Origin of the sequence: Spirosoma sp. KNUC1025, assembly GCF_045160025.1 — a bacterium.
Taxonomy (GTDB): Bacteria; Bacteroidota; Bacteroidia; order Cytophagales; family Spirosomataceae; genus Spirosoma.
This window is the reverse complement of record NZ_CP087139.1, coordinates 6,917,498-6,934,809: the sequence shown is the minus strand read 5'-3', so window position 1 is coordinate 6,934,809 and position 17,312 is coordinate 6,917,498. Positions and strand designations below refer to the sequence as shown.

General features: G+C 48.7%; 18 protein-coding genes. 2 read left to right on the top strand and 16 right to left on the bottom strand.

The genetic code is table 11. From position 1 onward, the window contains the following. The first annotated feature begins 93 nt into the window (after positions 1 to 93). Complete coding sequence (locus tag LN737_RS30250) at positions 94 to 1,989, top strand: YgiQ family radical SAM protein (protein ID WP_405514894.1); 1,896 nt, start codon at positions 94 to 96, stop codon at positions 1,987 to 1,989. A 33-nt stretch (positions 1,990 to 2,022) separates the two neighbouring features. On the opposite strand, the gene LN737_RS30245 is transcribed toward LN737_RS30250, so the two are convergent. From LN737_RS30245 to LN737_RS30215, 7 genes are all read right to left on the bottom strand, one after another. Further along, positions 2,023 to 2,292, bottom strand: a complete 270-nt coding sequence (locus tag LN737_RS30245) for a hypothetical protein (RefSeq protein ID WP_405514892.1) — start codon at positions 2,290 to 2,292, stop codon at positions 2,023 to 2,025. Between the two features lie 44 nt (positions 2,293 to 2,336). Continuing rightward, on the bottom strand, positions 2,337 to 3,197 hold the full coding sequence (locus LN737_RS30240) for an NAD(P)-binding domain-containing protein (protein WP_405514890.1): 861 nt from the start codon (positions 3,195 to 3,197) through the stop codon (positions 2,337 to 2,339). A 188-nt stretch (positions 3,198 to 3,385) separates the two neighbouring features. Next, positions 3,386 to 4,417: an aldose 1-epimerase gene (locus LN737_RS30235; protein ID WP_405514888.1), complete on the bottom strand. Its 1,032-nt coding sequence runs from the start codon at positions 4,415 to 4,417 to the stop codon at positions 3,386 to 3,388. Between the two features lie 85 nt (positions 4,418 to 4,502). Further along, the gene (locus tag LN737_RS30230) at positions 4,503 to 5,300 is read right to left on the bottom strand and encodes a TIGR02757 family protein (protein WP_405514886.1); all 798 of its coding nucleotides are present in this window, start codon (positions 5,298 to 5,300) and stop codon (positions 4,503 to 4,505) included. Next, positions 5,300 to 5,512, bottom strand: coding sequence for a hypothetical protein (locus tag LN737_RS30225; protein WP_405514884.1), 213 nt, complete (start codon positions 5,510 to 5,512; stop codon positions 5,300 to 5,302). The genes LN737_RS30230 and LN737_RS30225 overlap by 1 nt, the downstream gene beginning before the upstream one ends. A gap of 97 nt (positions 5,513 to 5,609) precedes the next feature. Next, a complete protein-coding gene (locus LN737_RS30220; protein WP_405514882.1) occupies positions 5,610 to 6,569 on the bottom strand; it encodes a LysM peptidoglycan-binding domain-containing protein in 960 nt (319 codons plus the stop codon). After that, positions 6,536 to 6,775: a hypothetical protein gene (locus LN737_RS30215; protein ID WP_405514880.1), complete on the bottom strand. Its 240-nt coding sequence runs from the start codon at positions 6,773 to 6,775 to the stop codon at positions 6,536 to 6,538. The genes LN737_RS30220 and LN737_RS30215 overlap by 34 nt, the downstream gene beginning before the upstream one ends. Before the next feature lie 381 nt (positions 6,776 to 7,156). Here LN737_RS30215 and LN737_RS30210 point away from each other — a divergent pair, with 381 nt between their 5' ends. After that, positions 7,157 to 8,722 carry a bifunctional response regulator/alkaline phosphatase family protein gene (locus tag LN737_RS30210; protein ID WP_405514878.1) on the top strand — a complete coding sequence of 522 codons (1,566 nt, stop codon included), beginning with the start codon at positions 7,157 to 7,159 and terminating at the stop codon, positions 8,720 to 8,722. 96 nt (positions 8,723 to 8,818) lie between these two features. Here LN737_RS30210 and LN737_RS30205 read toward each other — a convergent pair whose 3' ends face one another. The 9 genes from LN737_RS30205 to LN737_RS30165 form a co-directional block, all read right to left on the bottom strand. Continuing rightward, the gene (locus LN737_RS30205; RefSeq protein ID WP_405514876.1) at positions 8,819 to 9,937 is read right to left on the bottom strand and encodes an acyltransferase; all 1,119 of its coding nucleotides are present in this window, start codon (positions 9,935 to 9,937) and stop codon (positions 8,819 to 8,821) included. A 35-nt stretch (positions 9,938 to 9,972) separates the two neighbouring features. Then, on the bottom strand, positions 9,973 to 10,749 hold the full coding sequence (locus LN737_RS30200) for a glycosyltransferase (RefSeq protein ID WP_405514874.1): 777 nt from the start codon (positions 10,747 to 10,749) through the stop codon (positions 9,973 to 9,975). A gap of 61 nt (positions 10,750 to 10,810) precedes the next feature. Further along, positions 10,811 to 11,686: a glycosyltransferase family 2 protein gene (locus LN737_RS30195; protein ID WP_405514872.1), complete on the bottom strand. Its 876-nt coding sequence runs from the start codon at positions 11,684 to 11,686 to the stop codon at positions 10,811 to 10,813. 104 nt (positions 11,687 to 11,790) lie between these two features. Beyond that, positions 11,791 to 12,897 (bottom strand): gliding motility-associated C-terminal domain-containing protein, encoded by a 1,107-nt coding sequence (locus LN737_RS30190; RefSeq protein WP_405514870.1) that lies wholly within the window; start codon positions 12,895 to 12,897, stop codon positions 11,791 to 11,793. Beyond that, the gene (locus tag LN737_RS30185; protein ID WP_405514868.1) at positions 12,792 to 13,286 is read right to left on the bottom strand and encodes a hypothetical protein; all 495 of its coding nucleotides are present in this window, start codon (positions 13,284 to 13,286) and stop codon (positions 12,792 to 12,794) included. The genes LN737_RS30190 and LN737_RS30185 overlap by 106 nt, the downstream gene beginning before the upstream one ends. A gap of 31 nt (positions 13,287 to 13,317) precedes the next feature. After that, positions 13,318 to 14,178: a glycosyltransferase family 2 protein gene (locus LN737_RS30180; RefSeq protein ID WP_405514866.1), complete on the bottom strand. Its 861-nt coding sequence runs from the start codon at positions 14,176 to 14,178 to the stop codon at positions 13,318 to 13,320. Between the two features lie 25 nt (positions 14,179 to 14,203). Beyond that, positions 14,204 to 15,283, bottom strand: coding sequence for an acyltransferase (locus LN737_RS30175; RefSeq protein WP_405514864.1), 1,080 nt, complete (start codon positions 15,281 to 15,283; stop codon positions 14,204 to 14,206). A gap of 15 nt (positions 15,284 to 15,298) precedes the next feature. Then, on the bottom strand, positions 15,299 to 16,396 hold the full coding sequence (locus LN737_RS30170; protein WP_405514862.1) for a glycosyltransferase family 1 protein: 1,098 nt from the start codon (positions 16,394 to 16,396) through the stop codon (positions 15,299 to 15,301). Positions 16,397 to 16,430: 34 nt separating this feature from the next. Continuing rightward, on the bottom strand, positions 16,431 to 17,303 hold the full coding sequence (locus LN737_RS30165) for an alpha-1,2-fucosyltransferase (RefSeq protein WP_405514860.1): 873 nt from the start codon (positions 17,301 to 17,303) through the stop codon (positions 16,431 to 16,433). Positions 17,304 to 17,312 lie beyond the last annotated feature (9 nt).

Below are 17,312 nucleotides of genomic sequence, written 5' to 3'. Positions count from 1 at the left end.
ATCAAACACCCGTTTAAAAATCCACAATTCATTATCAATCATTGAATTATTTCGCCGATACAATGTTTTTTAGCTAGATAACCTAGCTTACTCATGATTGAAAGACCCCTCACAGATTGGTTGCCTCTGACAATGAAAGAAGTCGAAAAAAGAGGCTGGGATGAAGTTGATATTGTGCTGGTGTCGGGGGATGCTTATGTCGACCACCCGGCCTTCGGAACCGCTGTGATCGGACGTATCATGGAAAGTGAAGGGTTTCGTGTAGCCATTATCGCTCAACCCAACTGGAAAGACGATCTGCGCGATTTTAAGAAATTTGGTAAGCCAAAATATTTCTTCGGGGTTACGGCGGGCTGTATGGATTCCATGGTGAACCACTATACGGCCAACAAACGCCTGCGTTCCAATGACTCTTATACACCCGGTGGTGAAGCGGGCTTCCGGCCCGACTATGCCACGATTGTGTATTCCAATATTCTGAAAACGTTGTATCCTGACGTACCGGTATTACTGGGCGGTATTGAAGCTTCGTTGCGTCGGGTAACCCACTACGACTATTGGCAGGATAAATTATTACCCTCTATTCTGGTCGATGCGGGGGCCGACATGCTGGTGTATGGCATGGGTGAGCAGCCACTTCGTGAAATTCTGAAACTGGTTCAGAAGGGTGTGCCGTTTTCGTCTATGCGCAACATCAATCAGGTGGCGTTTATGCATGATAACCACTCTGAACTCCGCGATTATAACAACTGGAATACCGTCGAGCTGGCGAGTCATGAGGTTTGTCTGGAAGATAAAATCAAATATGCGGCTAACTTCAAAATTGTTGAGGTTGAGTCGAATAAGTGGCAGGCCAACCGAATTATCCAAAAAGTTGGCGATCAGGTACTGGTGATTAATCCGCCGTTTAAAACGATGGAAGAAGCCGAAATCGACAAGTCGTTTGATTTGCCTTACACCCGTATGCCCCACCCGAAATACAAGAAGCGTGGCCCGATCCCGGCCTACGATATGATTAAGTTTTCGGTCAATATGCACCGGGGGTGCTTCGGGGGCTGTAGTTTCTGTACCATTTCGGCGCATCAGGGCAAGTTTATTGCGTCTCGCAGCGAAAAGTCGGTATTGAAAGAAGTTGACGAAATCACAAAGCATCCCGACTTCAAAGGCTACATCTTGGACTTGGGCGGACCATCGGCCAATATGTACAAGATGAAGGGCAAAGACGAATCGATTTGCGCCCGTTGTCAGAGCCCAAGCTGTATCCACCCGGTTATCTGCTCGAACCTCGATACGTCGCATAAACCAATGACGGAGTTGTACCGCAAGGTCGATGCGAACCCCAACATCAAAAAAGCCTTTGTCGGTTCAGGGGTACGATACGATTTGCTGGTTGATGATTTCAACAAAAACAACGCCGACGGCAACCACGACGAGTACATGGAACAACTCATTACGCGCCATGTTTCGGGTCGGTTGAAGGTCGCTCCCGAACATACCGCCGATGATACGTTGCGAATCATGCGGAAACCGTCGTTTAAGTATTTCAAACTGTTCAAAAAGAAATACGACCAGATTTCGGAGAAGCATAACCTGAAGCAGCCGCTGATTCCTTACTTCATTTCGTCACATCCCGGTTGTGAGGAACAGGATATGGCCAACCTGGCCGCCGAAACAAAAGACCTTGGTTTCCAGCTCGAACAGGTGCAGGATTTTACCCCAACGCCTATGACGGTGGCTGAAGTTATTTATTACTCAGGCGTACATCCGTATACGCTCAAGCCTGTGAAAACGGCCAAAACGCGGGACGAAAAACAGGCACAGAATCGCTATTTTTTCTGGTATAAACCTGAATACAAAGACTGGATTCGAAACCGCCTGAATAAACTCAACCGCCCGGATTTAGCTGAGCGTTTGCTGGGTAGCCCCAAAACGGAAAAAGCTGGAAAGCCGAAATTCCCGGGAAATTATTCGGGTAAGAAAAAGCGGTAAGGACTTTCCCTGTCTATGTACGTTGAGATTATTTTAATCGGCTAACGAATAGTCCGGGAGCTTGTCTGCCGTCAGAAGGGCATGGCCGATCAATTTTGCGGCTGTGCGGACGGCTACGGTAAAACCAAAAAACGGGCCGAAAGAATGCCCGGCTGGGAAGCTGCTGAAATACAATCCGGGAACGCTGCTCTGAAAATGTAAATCGAGCAAAGGGAAGCCATTTTGCAAAAGGAGTTTTTCCTGGATGTCTGGTGCTAGAAATGGTAACCGTGTTACGTTGACCTGATAACCCGTAGCCAGCATTATCGCGTCAACATTGATCTGTTCGCCTGAACTTAATCCAATGCTTATTGAGTGATCAGTCTGTACAGTAGCGGATACGATTTCTGTACGGGGTGCAGGCTTATTTCAGACCGACGAATCCGGTTTTCGAGCCAGGGTTCAACTTTCAAACGACCTTCTGCCCATAATTTATACCGATACTCCTCCTGCTCTTCGGCTGACAAGTCCCGAAACCAGCTGGGGCAATCAGCCATACGCTCAACAATGGGGTCGACCCACGACCAGTCGGCTTCTTCGAATCGGGGTGTTTCATGACGGTAACTAATGTGCACGTGCCGGGCACCAGCTTCTGCTAGCAAAGCCGCTGACTCAAAGGCGCTTTGACGCCCGCCAATCAGCAAAACCCGCTGACCACGATAGGCCGCCATATCGACAGCGTCGCACGTATGCTGGTAGCGTTCCGTAGGCAGCAAGGCTAACAGGTTAGCTGGCAGATGAGCAAAATACTGGAAACCCGTGGCGAGTACGACATGCTGCGCCGAAACTGTATCTCCATTAGCCAACTCTGCTTTGAACGACTGATCCTCCTGACGTAGCTGACGGACGTAATGTGGTGTTACGTTGATGTCGGCCTGCTGCCTGAACCAGTTCATGTAGCCAATGTATTGCTCACGCGAAATCGGGTCGGTTGGCAGCCGGGAGGGATAATGCACGCTCAGAAATCGGTCGATAGTCCACTGATGATCGGGATCGATATACCAATTGGTGTTTGAGCGTAGCAGCATTCCCTCAGGCATATGCCGCTCCCAGAACTCCATAGGCTTACCAACGATCTGGTAATCGTGCCGCCGGCTTTGTAAATAAGCGGCCAGCCCGAGGCCAAACGGACCTGCACCAATTATTAGCGTAGTAGTTGACAGATGCATACTGAAGCGATCAGGGCTGAATAGACCAAACAGCGTTGGATGCTGCGGTACCCTACAAAGCTTCCGAAGCCTGACTTATACTAGTTCAGGTGAATCTCTTAAATGGCTGGCCTTCATTAGTTTGCGCTGGGTTGAAGGCCTATCCTGCCGATCGGTCTGAACCGAAACCGAATAAATGGCCTCAAGAACTAATCCAGCCGGACCCAAATGGTTCCAGAAAGCTCTTCCCAGGGATCAAGAACCACCAGACCCTCACCATTGTTGAAGGCATCGACGTTAGCCGTGAGCGGTTCTATCGCTACGCTGTCGCGTCGGGTAGGGGTATAGCACACTAAATAATTCAGTTTGCCCTCGCCGGTTTGCTGCCCAACAACCAGACGAACCCCAGTGCTCAGAGAGGTTAACACCGTTTCGGCGTACGGTTCTGGTGCGTCTGGTTCGGTCGTGGGTTCAATCGCAAAAGCGGAATCCAATTCGATACCGTGAAGATTTATGTCACTGGCCGGCTCGAAAGGATGACGACCATTGGGGATCCTGTGCTCGTCGAGCGAAATAGGCGTCCGACCCGGTAACGACAGCAACAGATGATCGACGGATTCTTCGGTGAATGTAAAATAAGGATGCCAGCCGAAAGCTACCGGACAACGGGTTGTGCTAATGTTCTGAGCGGCATAATGAATACGTAACGCACACATTTTATCGGCTTCAGGATTGCTTCCGTGTGCCAGCAGGTTAGCCTGCATTAATTCGTACGTAACGGTCAGTATAAACGGAAATGGATAGCCGATGGTATCGCCTTCGTAATCATAGCGCAAGGTCAGGCGGGCGCTGGTTGGCGTTACGTCCTGACTAACCACCGAAAAGGCCCGGCCGTGAACAAAGCCATGGATTGAATTATCGCGTTTCATTTCGTTCAGTTTCAGGGCAAAATCTTCGCCCTCGAAATGATAAACGCCATGCCGGATGCGGCTTGGAAACGGATAAAGCAAGGCGCTGGCGTAACTTTCATCGGCCAGCAGCTCCTGTGGTGTTTCGGGCCCTTTGAGCAATGCAAACAGACGTCTCCCTTTCCGCAGCACCAGACGACGGAGAATACCGCCAAATTCGGGAATGACGGTAATGAATTCCCCCGATTCGGTATGCTCGAGCAGGTATTCGGTGAGTGAAGCGGTGCCACTCGGTAGCGGCCCAAACGGTTGTGTAGTGATTCGAAACGGCATGATGAATAAACGCAGGTCGTTACAAACATAGTAAGCCTTTCTATTCGGCTATTGTTTGTTAAAATTTGCTAATATGCCCTCCGATTTACATTTCGCCCTCAACGCCAAGGCCAAATAAAGCGAAATCGTAACGTACCGGATCGGCTGGATCGAAGGCTCTTAGCGCGTCTGTCAGCTCCAGGGCTGCTTTCCAGTCAGTCTGTGGGCGGGTTAGTAGTCCAAGCTGCCGCGCTACCCGGTTGACGTGTACATCAATTGGCATGACCAGCTGGTTAGGACGTAAGCGGGTCCATATGCCGAAGTCGACTCCGCGATCATCCTGACGAACCATCCAGCGTAAAAACATTAGAAGTCGCTTGCATGATGAATTGCGGGCGGGTGTCGCAATGTGCTTGCGGGTACGTTCGGGAAAGAAATCCGTAAGCCCACAGAAACGGTCGTGAAAGGCGATCAGGCTACGTTCAATCAAGCTGGAATCCGAAGTAAGGTTGACATTTTCGGACGAAGGCAGAAAGGCATCCTCCAGTGAATCGTTTTGCTGGTAATACGTTCGGAAGAAATGCAGAAAATATAAAGCGTCGGTGGCGTTGAACGTCCGGTGTTTGAAGGCCAGAAATCGCTTCAGGTCGCTTTCCTGATGATGCCGGATAAAGTCGTAAGGAGCGCCATCCATCAGCTCGACCAGTTCCGCCGATTTCTTTAAAATAACCGGACGTTGGCCCCAGGCCAGTACGGCAGCCCAGAAGCCCATAATTTCAATATCCTGTTTCTGACTGAAGCGGTGCGGAATACTGATCGGGTCGCGCTCAATAAAGGAAGGCCGATTGTATTGATCGGCCTTCGCATCCAAAAAGTCTTTTAAGGAAACCGTCAGATCAGTCATTACTTACTACTACCGCCACTAACGACCCACGCCATTGCCCGGGAAATACCTGACAGACAGGATAAAAGCGTAGACATAACAAACGTAAACACAGCGATGAACGGGTACGCCAGCGTAAACATAATACTGAATGTTACGTAGCCTGGCGAGGCTTTCATCTGCTTGTCGCGTTCGCGGTGTCGGCGGGCAATACGTTCTTCTTTGGTCTCCATAGTAAAATAATGTACACTGTATAATGAAAAATGAATAGCAATCCAGCGTTAGAAAATCACCTGAGCGGGTTGCAACGTAAATTATTCATTAGTCATTTTACTTAACAATATAACTTACCTCAGCTCGAAAACGACGATCTTCGGGCGAAAGTTTCGAAAACGCCTGCGTTGATAACTTAATCAGTATCTTATCGTTGATACCGGTGTTGGGCAAGCGGCCAATTACTTTCACCCAAAGGCTCTGGTTGTTAAATTCGTTACGTACCTGTACCAGCGTTCCGATGGGCGCGGTACGGTGCAGAGCCAGGTATTTGCCTGATCCATCCGTTCCTTCAATTACCTCCGCTACACCGCTATCTGATATCCGTCGGCCATAGGTCGGCATCGGGGCATCATTTCCAGGGCGGGGCGATTCTACTTCGGCTTCCGGGTCGGCTGGTTTGGTGTTGACGGGTGCTCGCGGCTCAACGGCCGGTGCGTTAGACCGGTTGGTGGCATCGGCATCCGGACGAGTACGGTTGGCCACTTCTTCATCCGTACGGTGCTCTGTCGGCGTTGTGGTCCGATGATCGGCGTTACGTGGCTCGGCTGGGGTAGAGGTGGGTCGGGATTCCGGTGTATGACTGGTCGGCGTTCGAGCGGGCGTGTCTGTTGTTTTAGACGTAGCGATGGGCGTTGACGGCGTTCGTACCTGATATGCTTTTTCGGACACAATCAGGGCTTGCCCGATCAGTACGTTGTTTCCCGACAGGTTATTCCATTTGCGCAGATCCGATTGAGACACACCGTATCGGCTGGCCAGACTATACAGGGTTTGTCCCGCATCGACAACATGGATACCGGCTTTACCGGGGTCTTCGGCTCGTTTCGATTCGCGTTCCGGACTTTTTTGCGCCTTGACTTCGGCTGTTACGGGCTTGCTGGTCGTTTTAACCTCGCGCTGTTCGTCCTTCTCCTGTTTCCGGGCAACGGTCTTCTCCGAGGCTGGAATTCTGACAAGCTGATTGTAGCGAACGGACTCTTTCAAATCAGGGTTGGCCGCCCGAATTTCGGCCACCGAACGGCCGTAGCGTCGGGCGATGGCATACAGCGTTTGCCCTTCGTTAACGCGGTGTAAAATAAACCGTTTGCCTCCTTTTTCTCAACGCCAACTGAATCAGTAATCGTGGTAAGAATGGGAGCCGCCGGACGAGCCTGAACGGATTGATTATAGACAATACCGCTCAGTATCAGTAAAATAGAGCTAATAGAGATTTTTTTCATAGGTTATCGTTAGCCAGATACCCGGCGGTTTGTGGCTATTTACCAGCTAGCTACGACTTACGTTGTAAAAATAACGTAAAATATGGCGGCTTTTATCTGAACGTACCATACAGTTTGTGGTTTGTTGTGCTTCTTTTTCTGTTCTCGCAGGGTGGTTTGAGCTGTGTTTTGTTCGATACCATAAGGGCCTGGCTACCCGTTATAAACGGATAAATAACCAGTGTCAACGACCTGTCTGGCCTGTTAAATCTTGTTAAAATACCAGTTTAACCGATCTTTCCGAACAGAACCACACGTTTGATGTTAAACAAGAGTGCATTTGTGTATCCTGAGCTACACGATTTTTTTAAGGAAACCCACGATTAAACGAATCCTGAACATATGCAAAATTATTCGATACTTTGGGCCGATGACGAGATAGATCTCCTAAAACCCCATATACTATTTCTGAAAAATAAAGGCTACGATGTTACGTCGGTCAACAGTGGAGCCGATGCGCTAGATCAGGTTGAAAATACCAATTATGACGTCGTATTTCTGGATGAAATGATGCCCGGTATGACGGGCCTGGAAACGCTCTCTCAGATCAAACAGATGCGGCCAAACCTGCCGGTTGTTATGATTACGAAAAGCGAAGAGGAGCACATCATGGAAGAAGCCATTGGCTCTAAAATCGCTGATTACCTGATCAAGCCCCTCAACCCGAATCAGATTCTGCTGTCGGTCAAAAAAATTCTGGACAACAAGCGGCTCGTGACTGAGCGGACCAACATTGGCTATCAGCAGGATTTCCGCAACATCTCCATGCAGTATAACGACCGCATGGATTTCGATGAGTGGGTCGATGTGTATAAAAAGCTGATTTACTGGGAACTGGAGCTGGATGGCTCGCAGGATAAAAGTATGCTGGAGGTGATGAACATGCAGAAGAGCGAGGCTAACTCGGAGTTCTGCAAGTTTGTGATCGACAACTACGAAGACTGGCTCAACGACCCTAAAATTGCCAGCCCGGTTATGTCGCACCAACTGATGCGGAAAAAAGTGTTTCCCCTGCTGGATCAGAGCGGAAGTGCAGCACCTTTATTTTTTATTCTGATTGATAACCTTCGCTACGACCAGTGGAAAGTGATTGAACCGCTGCTGGCCGAATACTTTACGGTAGAAGAAGAATCATCCTACTACTCGATTCTGCCGACAACGACCGGTTTTGCCCGTAACGCTATTTTTTCGGGTATGATGCCCAGCGAAATGGAACGCAAACACCCCGATTTGTGGGTAAATGATGACAATGAAGACGAGGGCTTGAATAACCACGAAGATGAGTTTCTGCGCCGTCAGCTGGAGCAGAGCCGCCTGAACATCAAATCGTCATACCATAAGATTCTGAATGTCAGTCAGGGAAAATCGCTGGTCGATAACTTCAACAACCTGTTGCAGAATCAGTTGAATGTAGTTGTGTACAACTTTGTGGATATGTTGTCGCACGCCCGTACGGATATGGCGATGATTAAAGAACTGGCTCCTGATGAGTCGGCCTATCGGTCCATTACGCGGTCGTGGTTTTTACACTCTCCATTGCTGGAGTTTATCCAGAAAATTGCGGCTAAGGGCGGACGCCTGATTGTGACCACCGACCACGGCATGATTCGGGTCCAGAAACCCGCTAAAATTGTCGGGTATCGGGAAACAAACACAAACCTGCGGTACAAGCAGGGGAAAAACCTCGGATTTGATGACAACCACCTGTTTGTGGGACGTAAGCCAGAGCGGTTATTTCTGCCAAAGCCGCACGTATCTACAGCCTACGTCTTTACGCTCGAAGATTACTTCTTTGCGTACCCCAATAATTACAATTACTACGTCAATCACTACCGCAATACGTTCCAGCACGGGGGCGTATCGCTGGAGGAAATGATCATTCCCTTCGCCTACCTGAAAGCGAAATAAATCGCTGGTAGAATTGTCTGATTAATTACAAAAAAGAAACGCGCTGGATAAGCGCGTTTCTTTTTTGTAAGAATAGGTTGGTAACAAAGCTTGCGCTTAAACGGCCGAGCCTTTATAGGCCACTTTCTGCATAACTTTCTTTTTAAATTTAAACCTCATTTCTATGTGCGTATACGTCCATTGCGACACTTTATAAATGAAATAATAATTTAAAAATACTAGAAATGAATACGACGATGGCTCAAATTTTAGCACACGAATAAAGACTATATTGAATAGGCTAAGCAGTAGCGCGTGCGTCATATAAATCGAATAACTGTACGTGCCTACATTCTTCAAAAATGTAGATTTTTTGAGCAGTCTGGACAGAATTCCTTTCTCGAACGAAAAAATAAAAATGGCTATGAAAAAAGCAATTTCGTAGACCAGGCTAATATCTTTCAGAATAGCGCCATAATACATCATGATGCAAATAATAGCGAGTATGCCTGTTTCAAAAAAATCGAACAGGCTATCCTTTACCTGCTTAACAGAATTGTAGTACGTGTTAAACGCAAAATAACAAAGTGCTCCCGAGAAAAAACCGATGATACCCCTCAGAAAACCGTAATCGTACGAAAAATTAACCTGGAAAGTATGCGTTATGATAATGAGCAAGCTAATAGCGATTAAAACAATCAGCGAAAAAATCGTGCTCTTTTTACGCTGCATATTATAGTGGCTAAGCCCAAGTAAGGTTAAGCCAAAAACAACGTAACAGATCATTTCGGCGCTGATTGACCAGCTCGGAATGTTCCAGCTAACATCCTTTACGTCAAATAGTTTGACAGAATTTAACAGAAAAAGGCTCGTGAAAAAGCTGTAGATATTGTTGTGTTCATTCTCCAGCCTGTTGACCTGAATATAAGCTGAAGCGAAATGCTTGGAAACTTCCATAAGTACAAAAAGCAACAGCATCAGCAGATGGAGCGGATAAATTCTCAGCAGTCTTTTCTGTAAAAAAAGTTTGAATTGGTCGACGTTGGCAATTGATTCATAATTATAGACAATAACGAAGCCCGACAACACAAAAAAGAAATCGACAAACATGTCGGAGTTCTCCAGAAAAGGATTATTCAGAATAGGCGTATTGGAGAAGCCCGATAAATGGAATAAAGCCACAATAGAGGCAAAAATTCCCCTGAATATATCGAGAACCTGAAATCTATGTTTCATTTGGTAAATAGTAACCCGTTAACGAGAATAATACCCTATACCTTTCTGAGGTAAATGTCATAATTGAACTTCATCTGGCGGTAGAAATAGCGGACAAAAGCGATCAATGGATTACCAGTTGTCGACCAGTTTTTTCGGCTTACCGTACTTGGCTCCTCCTGACTATTTTTTTGATGGAATAAGTTTCGATAATCATTATAAAAGAGCCCTTTCCCTTTATTTTGAAGAAACGAAACACACATCAGGTATTCTGTTTTGTCGGATTTTATGCCTTCTACGTATCGACCAAACCGATTCAGAAACGTACTGCGCCGAAGATGCGGATGATCGCTGTAATAATGCAATTTGTTGTAATTAGTAGCCCAGGCTGGAAAGTACATTTCTGAAAAATGATCGTTGAAGGGCTTCAGATAAGGATAACGTAGATAAGCGTAGTAGCGCACGATGTCGATGTCAGGGCGCTCAGCCATAATGTTGACCGATTCGGCAAGCCGTTCCGGAAATTCGGGAGCGGGTTCAAAATCTTCCTGAACGTAGAGCGTATAAGGCGTGGTTACTGCATCCTGCCCTTTGTTAATATTGTTGCCTAAGCCTTTGTTTTTGGGCGTTGTAATAATCCGGAAGGGAAAACGATCCTGTAATTTCTTCAGGTTTGCGAGGTGGACGTCAGCGCTACTATCATCCGACACAACAATATCACCAAACCGGCAATTCAGCCGCTGGTAATTTTTCAGCAGGTTCTCCAGAGAATGGCTTCGATTGTAATGTGTAATCAGCAGCGTGATCTCGGGGAAATCGTATGTCTTTTCCATGGAATCTGCGGATCCTGAAATGGGTTTGATACCAGAAACTGCGTTCATTTCAATAATAGGGTTAATCTGTGGGCGTCTGTAGTTGAAAATGTTGCTGCATACCGTAGGCGCAGGCCGTTAATTTCTGCTGGATCGTCTGCATGGCTCGGGCTTGGTTCGTATGTTCAAGACCACGGGATGCCTGCGGGTGATATAGGTGATACTGGATGGCGCCAAAGCGGATAAAACGGAGCTTGAGGCCCAGGTTCATCAGCCGAAGGGCAATGTCGGTATCCTCCCAGCCCCAGCCTGTAAACTGTTCGTCGTAGCCGTTTACCCGGATCAGATCGTTCCGCCAGAACGCCATGCTGCAACCCGATACGTACTGGTAGTGCGTTTCCCAATGATAGAACCGGGCTACAAGTTTCTGAAGTGGTAGTATTCGCGTACGACCCCAGTTCCAGCGCGACTGCTGGAGAGCCTCTTTAAAGGACGTGGGGGGCGACTGATGCTGAGAGGCTTCGCGCATCGCATCCTTCAGCGACAAGGTACGTTCGTCAATGAGCCGTTGGGTTATGGCTGGCGTCAGGTGATACTGCGTACCCGAAAAGAAAAATCCGGGCCGGGCATGGTGCATATGATCTCTGACAAAGTGGTGATGCAGGATAACATCGCCGTCGATCTGAATGATGTAATCACCTTTGGCCGCTGCCATACCCATGTTGCGAATCCGGGCTAATTGAAATCCGTCGTCGGGTTGCCAGATGTGCAACATGGGTACTGGACTCAGGGGCTCCATCCGTTCGATAAGCTGCCGCGTTGGTTCGGCAGATCCGTCGTCGCAGATGATTATTTCCAGTGGCAGGAGGCTCTGCTGAAACAGGCTTATTAAACATCGTTCCAGTGCAACCGGGCGGTTGTAGGTTGCTACCAGTACGCTGCATGTAATAGGCTTCATCGTGATTAGGCTTAATATGTGGTGTATAAAATAGTAGTATGTAATCGGTGTTTTAGGGTTTCCGGCAGGCTGACCAATGGCTAATCAGAACCGCCAGTGGGTACTTACCGGGTTAGCATGACCAGGCCGCTCCGGGCAAAATGATTATCTTTTTTTAACGTACTGACAACACTGTACTGAATCGTCCAGGCGTAGACACCTGCGGAACAGGGCTGGTTTTTAAACGTACCATCCCAGTGCACGTCGGGCTGCTGGCTCAGAAAAATAACACTGCCCCAGCGGTCGAATACCTGAAACGTATAAGCCGAGAACGTACCCGCGTGGAAGACCATCAGTTTGTCGTTGACAGCATCGTTGTTGGGCGAAAAGGCCTCGGGTACGTAAATATCTTCGGGGTGACAATTCTGCGTTTGGGTAGCAACCGAATCGCGGTACGTGCATCCGTTTAAATTTGTTTCCAGCCAGTACGTACCGGGGGTTGTTACGGTTAGCTGACGCCCCGTACTCTGGTCTGACCAAAGCAGCGTAGTGCCTGCCGGTAGCGGATCTGGCGACTGGAAAGTATGGGGCGCATCCTCGCAAAACGTAACATCGTCGCCCAGGCTAAAAGGAGCATCGTCGCGACCGTTGACAATCAGTACGTTCGATTCTGCTGAGCACTGTGCCCGACCAACGGCATCGGCGTTGATGGGTTGCGCATTCCGAAGTCGATAGAATGTGCGGCCTGCCCGGACAGGGCTGATGGTATACATAGCGGTGCCGGTGCCGGGTGCGGCTATCCAGGTCTGACCATCCCGACTCTGCTGCCAGAGGTACACCGGGTTCGGATAACCAGCTGCCGTTCCGACGTTCATGGTCAGGCGGGTGTCGGCGCAAATCGTTATTTCTGAGCCAGTTGATCCAACGAACTGAATGGTTAGGGTAGGGTGGACGGGCCGGAAGGCAATGTCGTCGATTACCAGATCATTGCCGCATCCGCCAAGTCCTTTGTTGATCAATTTGACGACTACATCATTGGTGTTCGTTTTGATGACAAACTGCATGGTTAATGGTACCCAGGTAGGAGTTGTGGTGCGAGGAACGGCTGGCTGAACAACTTCTTCAATCAGCGTGCCATCGGCCTGCTCGACCCGCATGGCAATGATTGGATTGCGTAGTTTATAGCCGTCACACTGCCCCCCTGCAACTCCCGGTTCAGATTCAGCACCCATAGCGAAAATTCATACGTAACGCCGGGGCATAAGCCCATGGCTTTCTGACTGAAAAATTCGCTTGGCTGGTACGACGCATTAACGACAAACATATTGCCACGTACGTCGTTGGGCGTGTGGTCTTCCCGCACTTCGTGCCAGGCGCTGCCATGACAATAGCCGGGTACCGTATCGGTTACGTTATACTCACCATCGCTGGGGCAGGGCGGCACCCGATAGGCAAAACTCGTTTGACCTTGTGGCAGCGCCCCCCTCGATCCGGCCCCGAATGTTTCGCAGATAATAGCTCCTTCACTGCACTGCGCCCGGCATACGGTATTGGTGACCAATACCAGAAGCAGGAGGCAGAACCAGTAAGCAGAAACCGATTTTTGCGAATGAACAAACATGACCAACGATGGAAATCTGTTTTCGGAAGTTCTAGGGATTCAGTGACGTTTTCGTATCGTGCGGGGGCTGCGCAACAAACATGCCCTTCAGGCGACGTAGCTCGTGGCCTATTTTCAGAAAAAGCGTTTTCGAAAAGCTGCCGTCTTTCTGGAGAGTCCGGGTACCCGTCCAGACGCGGGCGTTCCCGGCTTTAACCTGTTTTACAGCTCCAAACTTCATCAGATCGAAACACAGCCGACCATCTTCACCCCGTATCTTATGCATGACATACCCAACCTTCAGCGCATACTCCCGTATGTAGCCGGAACTCATGCCGTACGTATTCAGGTGAGGGCGTTTCATATGCCGGACTTCCGCAATGCTATCTTTCAAGGTTTCGAGCATGGCCAATTTCCAGCGGGCAAAACCCGGCGACGGAATAAAGGAATAGCGGCCGTAGACGCAGACTACCCCTGGCTGAAGCAGCACCTTCATCATTTCGTTGATCCAGTCGGGTGGATACAGGCAATCGGCGTCGGCTGTCAGAATGTATTTTCCGCGCGCCTGCTCCAGGCCCATTTGGCGGGCGGGTCCCCAGCCCTGAATGGGCTGAAACACACTACGTATCCGAAGCTTATCCAGGGTGTCCTGCATCTGATCGACGGAATTATTATTGACAACCAGAATTTCGAACGGGATGTGGGTTTTCATTTTCGCCAGTGAGGCAATGCTCCGCAACACATTCACTTCCTCGTTCCAGGCCGGAATAACCACGCTAACCAGCGGGTTGGGGTCCTGGACGCGCTCCAGATCCTGATTGATGGCCTCAAAAACCGACTCGGGAATATCATTGAATGAGGAATACGGATAGCTAAAGCTATTGATCCAGGCAGGTGCGTTGAAAATGTTCATTAGTTGAAAAAGATAAATGTTCGAGCTAAATAGCCGCCATGTCGGCCATTGTTTTCCGGGATCGGTTTGCAGGAGCCGATTGAAGAATCAGCTCAACGTATCGGTACGTAAAAACAGACAGCAAATGGATACTGATCAGGCAAATGGAAATGTATGTTAGTTCACCAGTTCTTGAATGTGGCAGCTTGATAAGCTTGAAAAGCAGGATATCCATAGCCGCCAGTACAACGGTATGATTCAGGTAGTAGGAATACGATAGTTTACCCAGAAACTCCAGGCGATCACTGGCCAGAAACCGGGAGATCATACCGTTCTCCTGCGAGAAAACTACAATGACAACCGCAAACAGGAGCGGCATCATCCAGCTTTCAGTGTGCGTAAACGAACTGACAGAGAAAAGCGCCAGTGTCAGCAGGAGCAGTTCGGCAAATGAACTCTGCCAGTAGCTCTCTTCAATTACTATCCGACGGCTTAGCCGGTAGGCCAGCATACCGATCAGAAAGCTATACAGGCAGCGGACAAATCCATAGTCGTAGTTATAGATGATGCTGCCGTGGTGTTGAACAATGAACCAGGCGATCAGGCTGAAGCAAAGCGTACATATGATCCACAGGTTTTTACAAAACAGCACCAGCAAAAGCGTCCAGACGATGTAGGTGTAAAATTCGACACTGATACTCCAGCTGGGCCCATTCCAGGTTACGCCATCAAAGAGACCAAGCGACTGCGTCAGCGTTAGGTTGGCAAGAAAAGATAAAAACGTTTTATCTGGACCAAAGACGCGATTAGTCAGCCGGACCGCGTACCGGTCGACACCAAATCGGAAAAGTTCGAAAAGTAAGACCAGCAGAAGGGTAAACAGGTGCAGAGGGTATAATCGCTTGAACCGTCTGAGGGCAAAGGATTTGATGCTGGCCAGGCTGGTGATTTTGTTGTAATTGCTGTGCGTGATAACAAAGCCCGACAGCACAAAAAAGAAGTCGACAAATATGTCGCTTTTGGCAATGAATGCGTTGCCCGCCAGTACGTCCAGGTGCTGCAGATGGAACAAGATTACCATTATAGCGGCCATGCCCCGGAATGAATCAACTGCTCGAAATCTCATGCTAACAGGCGTTTGTCAGGCTAATGATTTATAAACATCCAGTGTCTGATCGATCGATTTCTGAAGCGGAAAATCGGCCAGCCGTTTCGTTCCGTTTTTAATCAGCTGTGCTTTTAGCTCACGGTCATTCAGCGTGGTTTCCAGCTTATGAATCAAATCATCGATATCCGTTGGTTTGAAATACACGGCTGCGTCGGTGGCTACCTCCCGAAAGCATTCGGTATCGCTCAGCAACATGGGACACTGTGCCTTAAACGCTTCCAGAATCGGTAGGCCAAAACCTTCATACAGCGATGGATACACAAATAGTTGGGCGTTCTGATATAGATAATTTAATTGCTCGTCGGTCGCGTTTATATGACGCACCCGGTCGCTCAGCCCCAGACGCTGTAGAAATTCGCGGTCGGCAATTTCCAGTTTACCGCCACCCGTCAGCACTACGTTCAGGTCCGGAAAGCGGGGCGCCAGTTGCTGGAAGGCATTCATAAACAGATAGAAATTCTTGTAACCGCTCCGGTCGCCAACAAAGAGTACGTACTGATTAGGCAGATTGGCTACCGGCTGAACCTGCAATGGACTCTCTACGTCGATGCCGTGATAGATAACCGACACTTTTTTCGGATCTACATCGAAAAAGCTAAGCAGATCTTTACGGGTTGTATTGGAGATGGTGATAATGGCATCGGCCCGTTTGATGTTGAGTCGCTTCTGGTGAGTGAGCGGGTCCTGATTCCAGAAGTATTCGGGCATCCGCTCATACGTCATGTCGTGGATCGTGATCACCAGCGGTTTGCGCAGCTCCTTAATAAAATACGGATCATAATACGTTGGGTGAAACACATCGAAATCCGACTTAGTCAGCAGCCGTCGGCAGTAGAGCTGATTCAGTTGATAATCGTACCGATCGTTGCGGTTCAGCACCCGGTCGCTCAGATTGCCTTTAATCAGTAGCGGTTCACTCTGGATGTAGTGGTTTTTGGCGTGCAGCACCCCCAACTGATACGTAATGGTATCGGTGCGCTTGATTCCCTGAATAATATTGGCAAAGTAGCGACTGATTCCGCCGTACTTCTGCGTGCTAAACTTCTGATGATCAATTAATACCTTCGTCATGATACGTTACGGTTGGGCAGGTTTGCGGCCTTGGTTAAAGGGCCATCCAGGCTGATGGAAGCAAATCTTTTGTATTCCAGGTGGGTTTGTTCTTATACCACTGTTTAGGGGTAATCACCAGCTTGTTCGGATTAGGGTTGAGCCAGGCGCCCCACCAGCTGAATGAGCTATTGGCAATAATATGATGCCTGCAGCGACTCATCAGTACCAGATCAGCTACGTCGCTGTCGGGGCCTGTGTTCTGAACAAAAACGGCATTGTCGGGCAGGGGCAAATTCTGCCGTACCCATTCCTGATCGTCGCTGAAAACAAAGAAATCAGGATAGTTAACTTTATCCGTCATTTGCCCGATGGCGTGTTCGTAATAGTCGAGGCCGACAAAACCGAAGGTCTTGCTGAACTCAGGGTGGTTTACGTAATCACCCCGCCGGATATGAATGGAAACGGGTGTCAATGCGGCCCGTATTTGCTGTTCGTAGTCGGCAAACTCAGGGCTTGGCGTATCGACAAGCATCAACTCGCGCCGGATCGTATGGGCGCTCTCCCGGAAATACGCTTCCGACTGCCAGAATCCGTCCAGGGTAATGCATTGCGCATGAGCGTTTAAAACGCACTCGTCGAAGTGAAAATGCTTTTCTTTCAGAAACAGAAAGAATGGGGGCATACTTCGATTGGGCAACAGTTTGGTCGCTTTCGATACGTACTCTAATGGCGACTCCTGCAGAATCCGATACGGCGCCGAAAAATGACCCAGTTTAAATGAACGGGGCGTATCGGTATCGTACTGATACTTATAATAGCTCAGATCCAGATACAAAGCCGTCTTGTTTTTCAGGGCCAGATGCCGGGCAACGGCGTACTGAAAAAGCTGATTTCCTAAGCCACTGGTTATTCGACTGATAATCATATTGTGGAT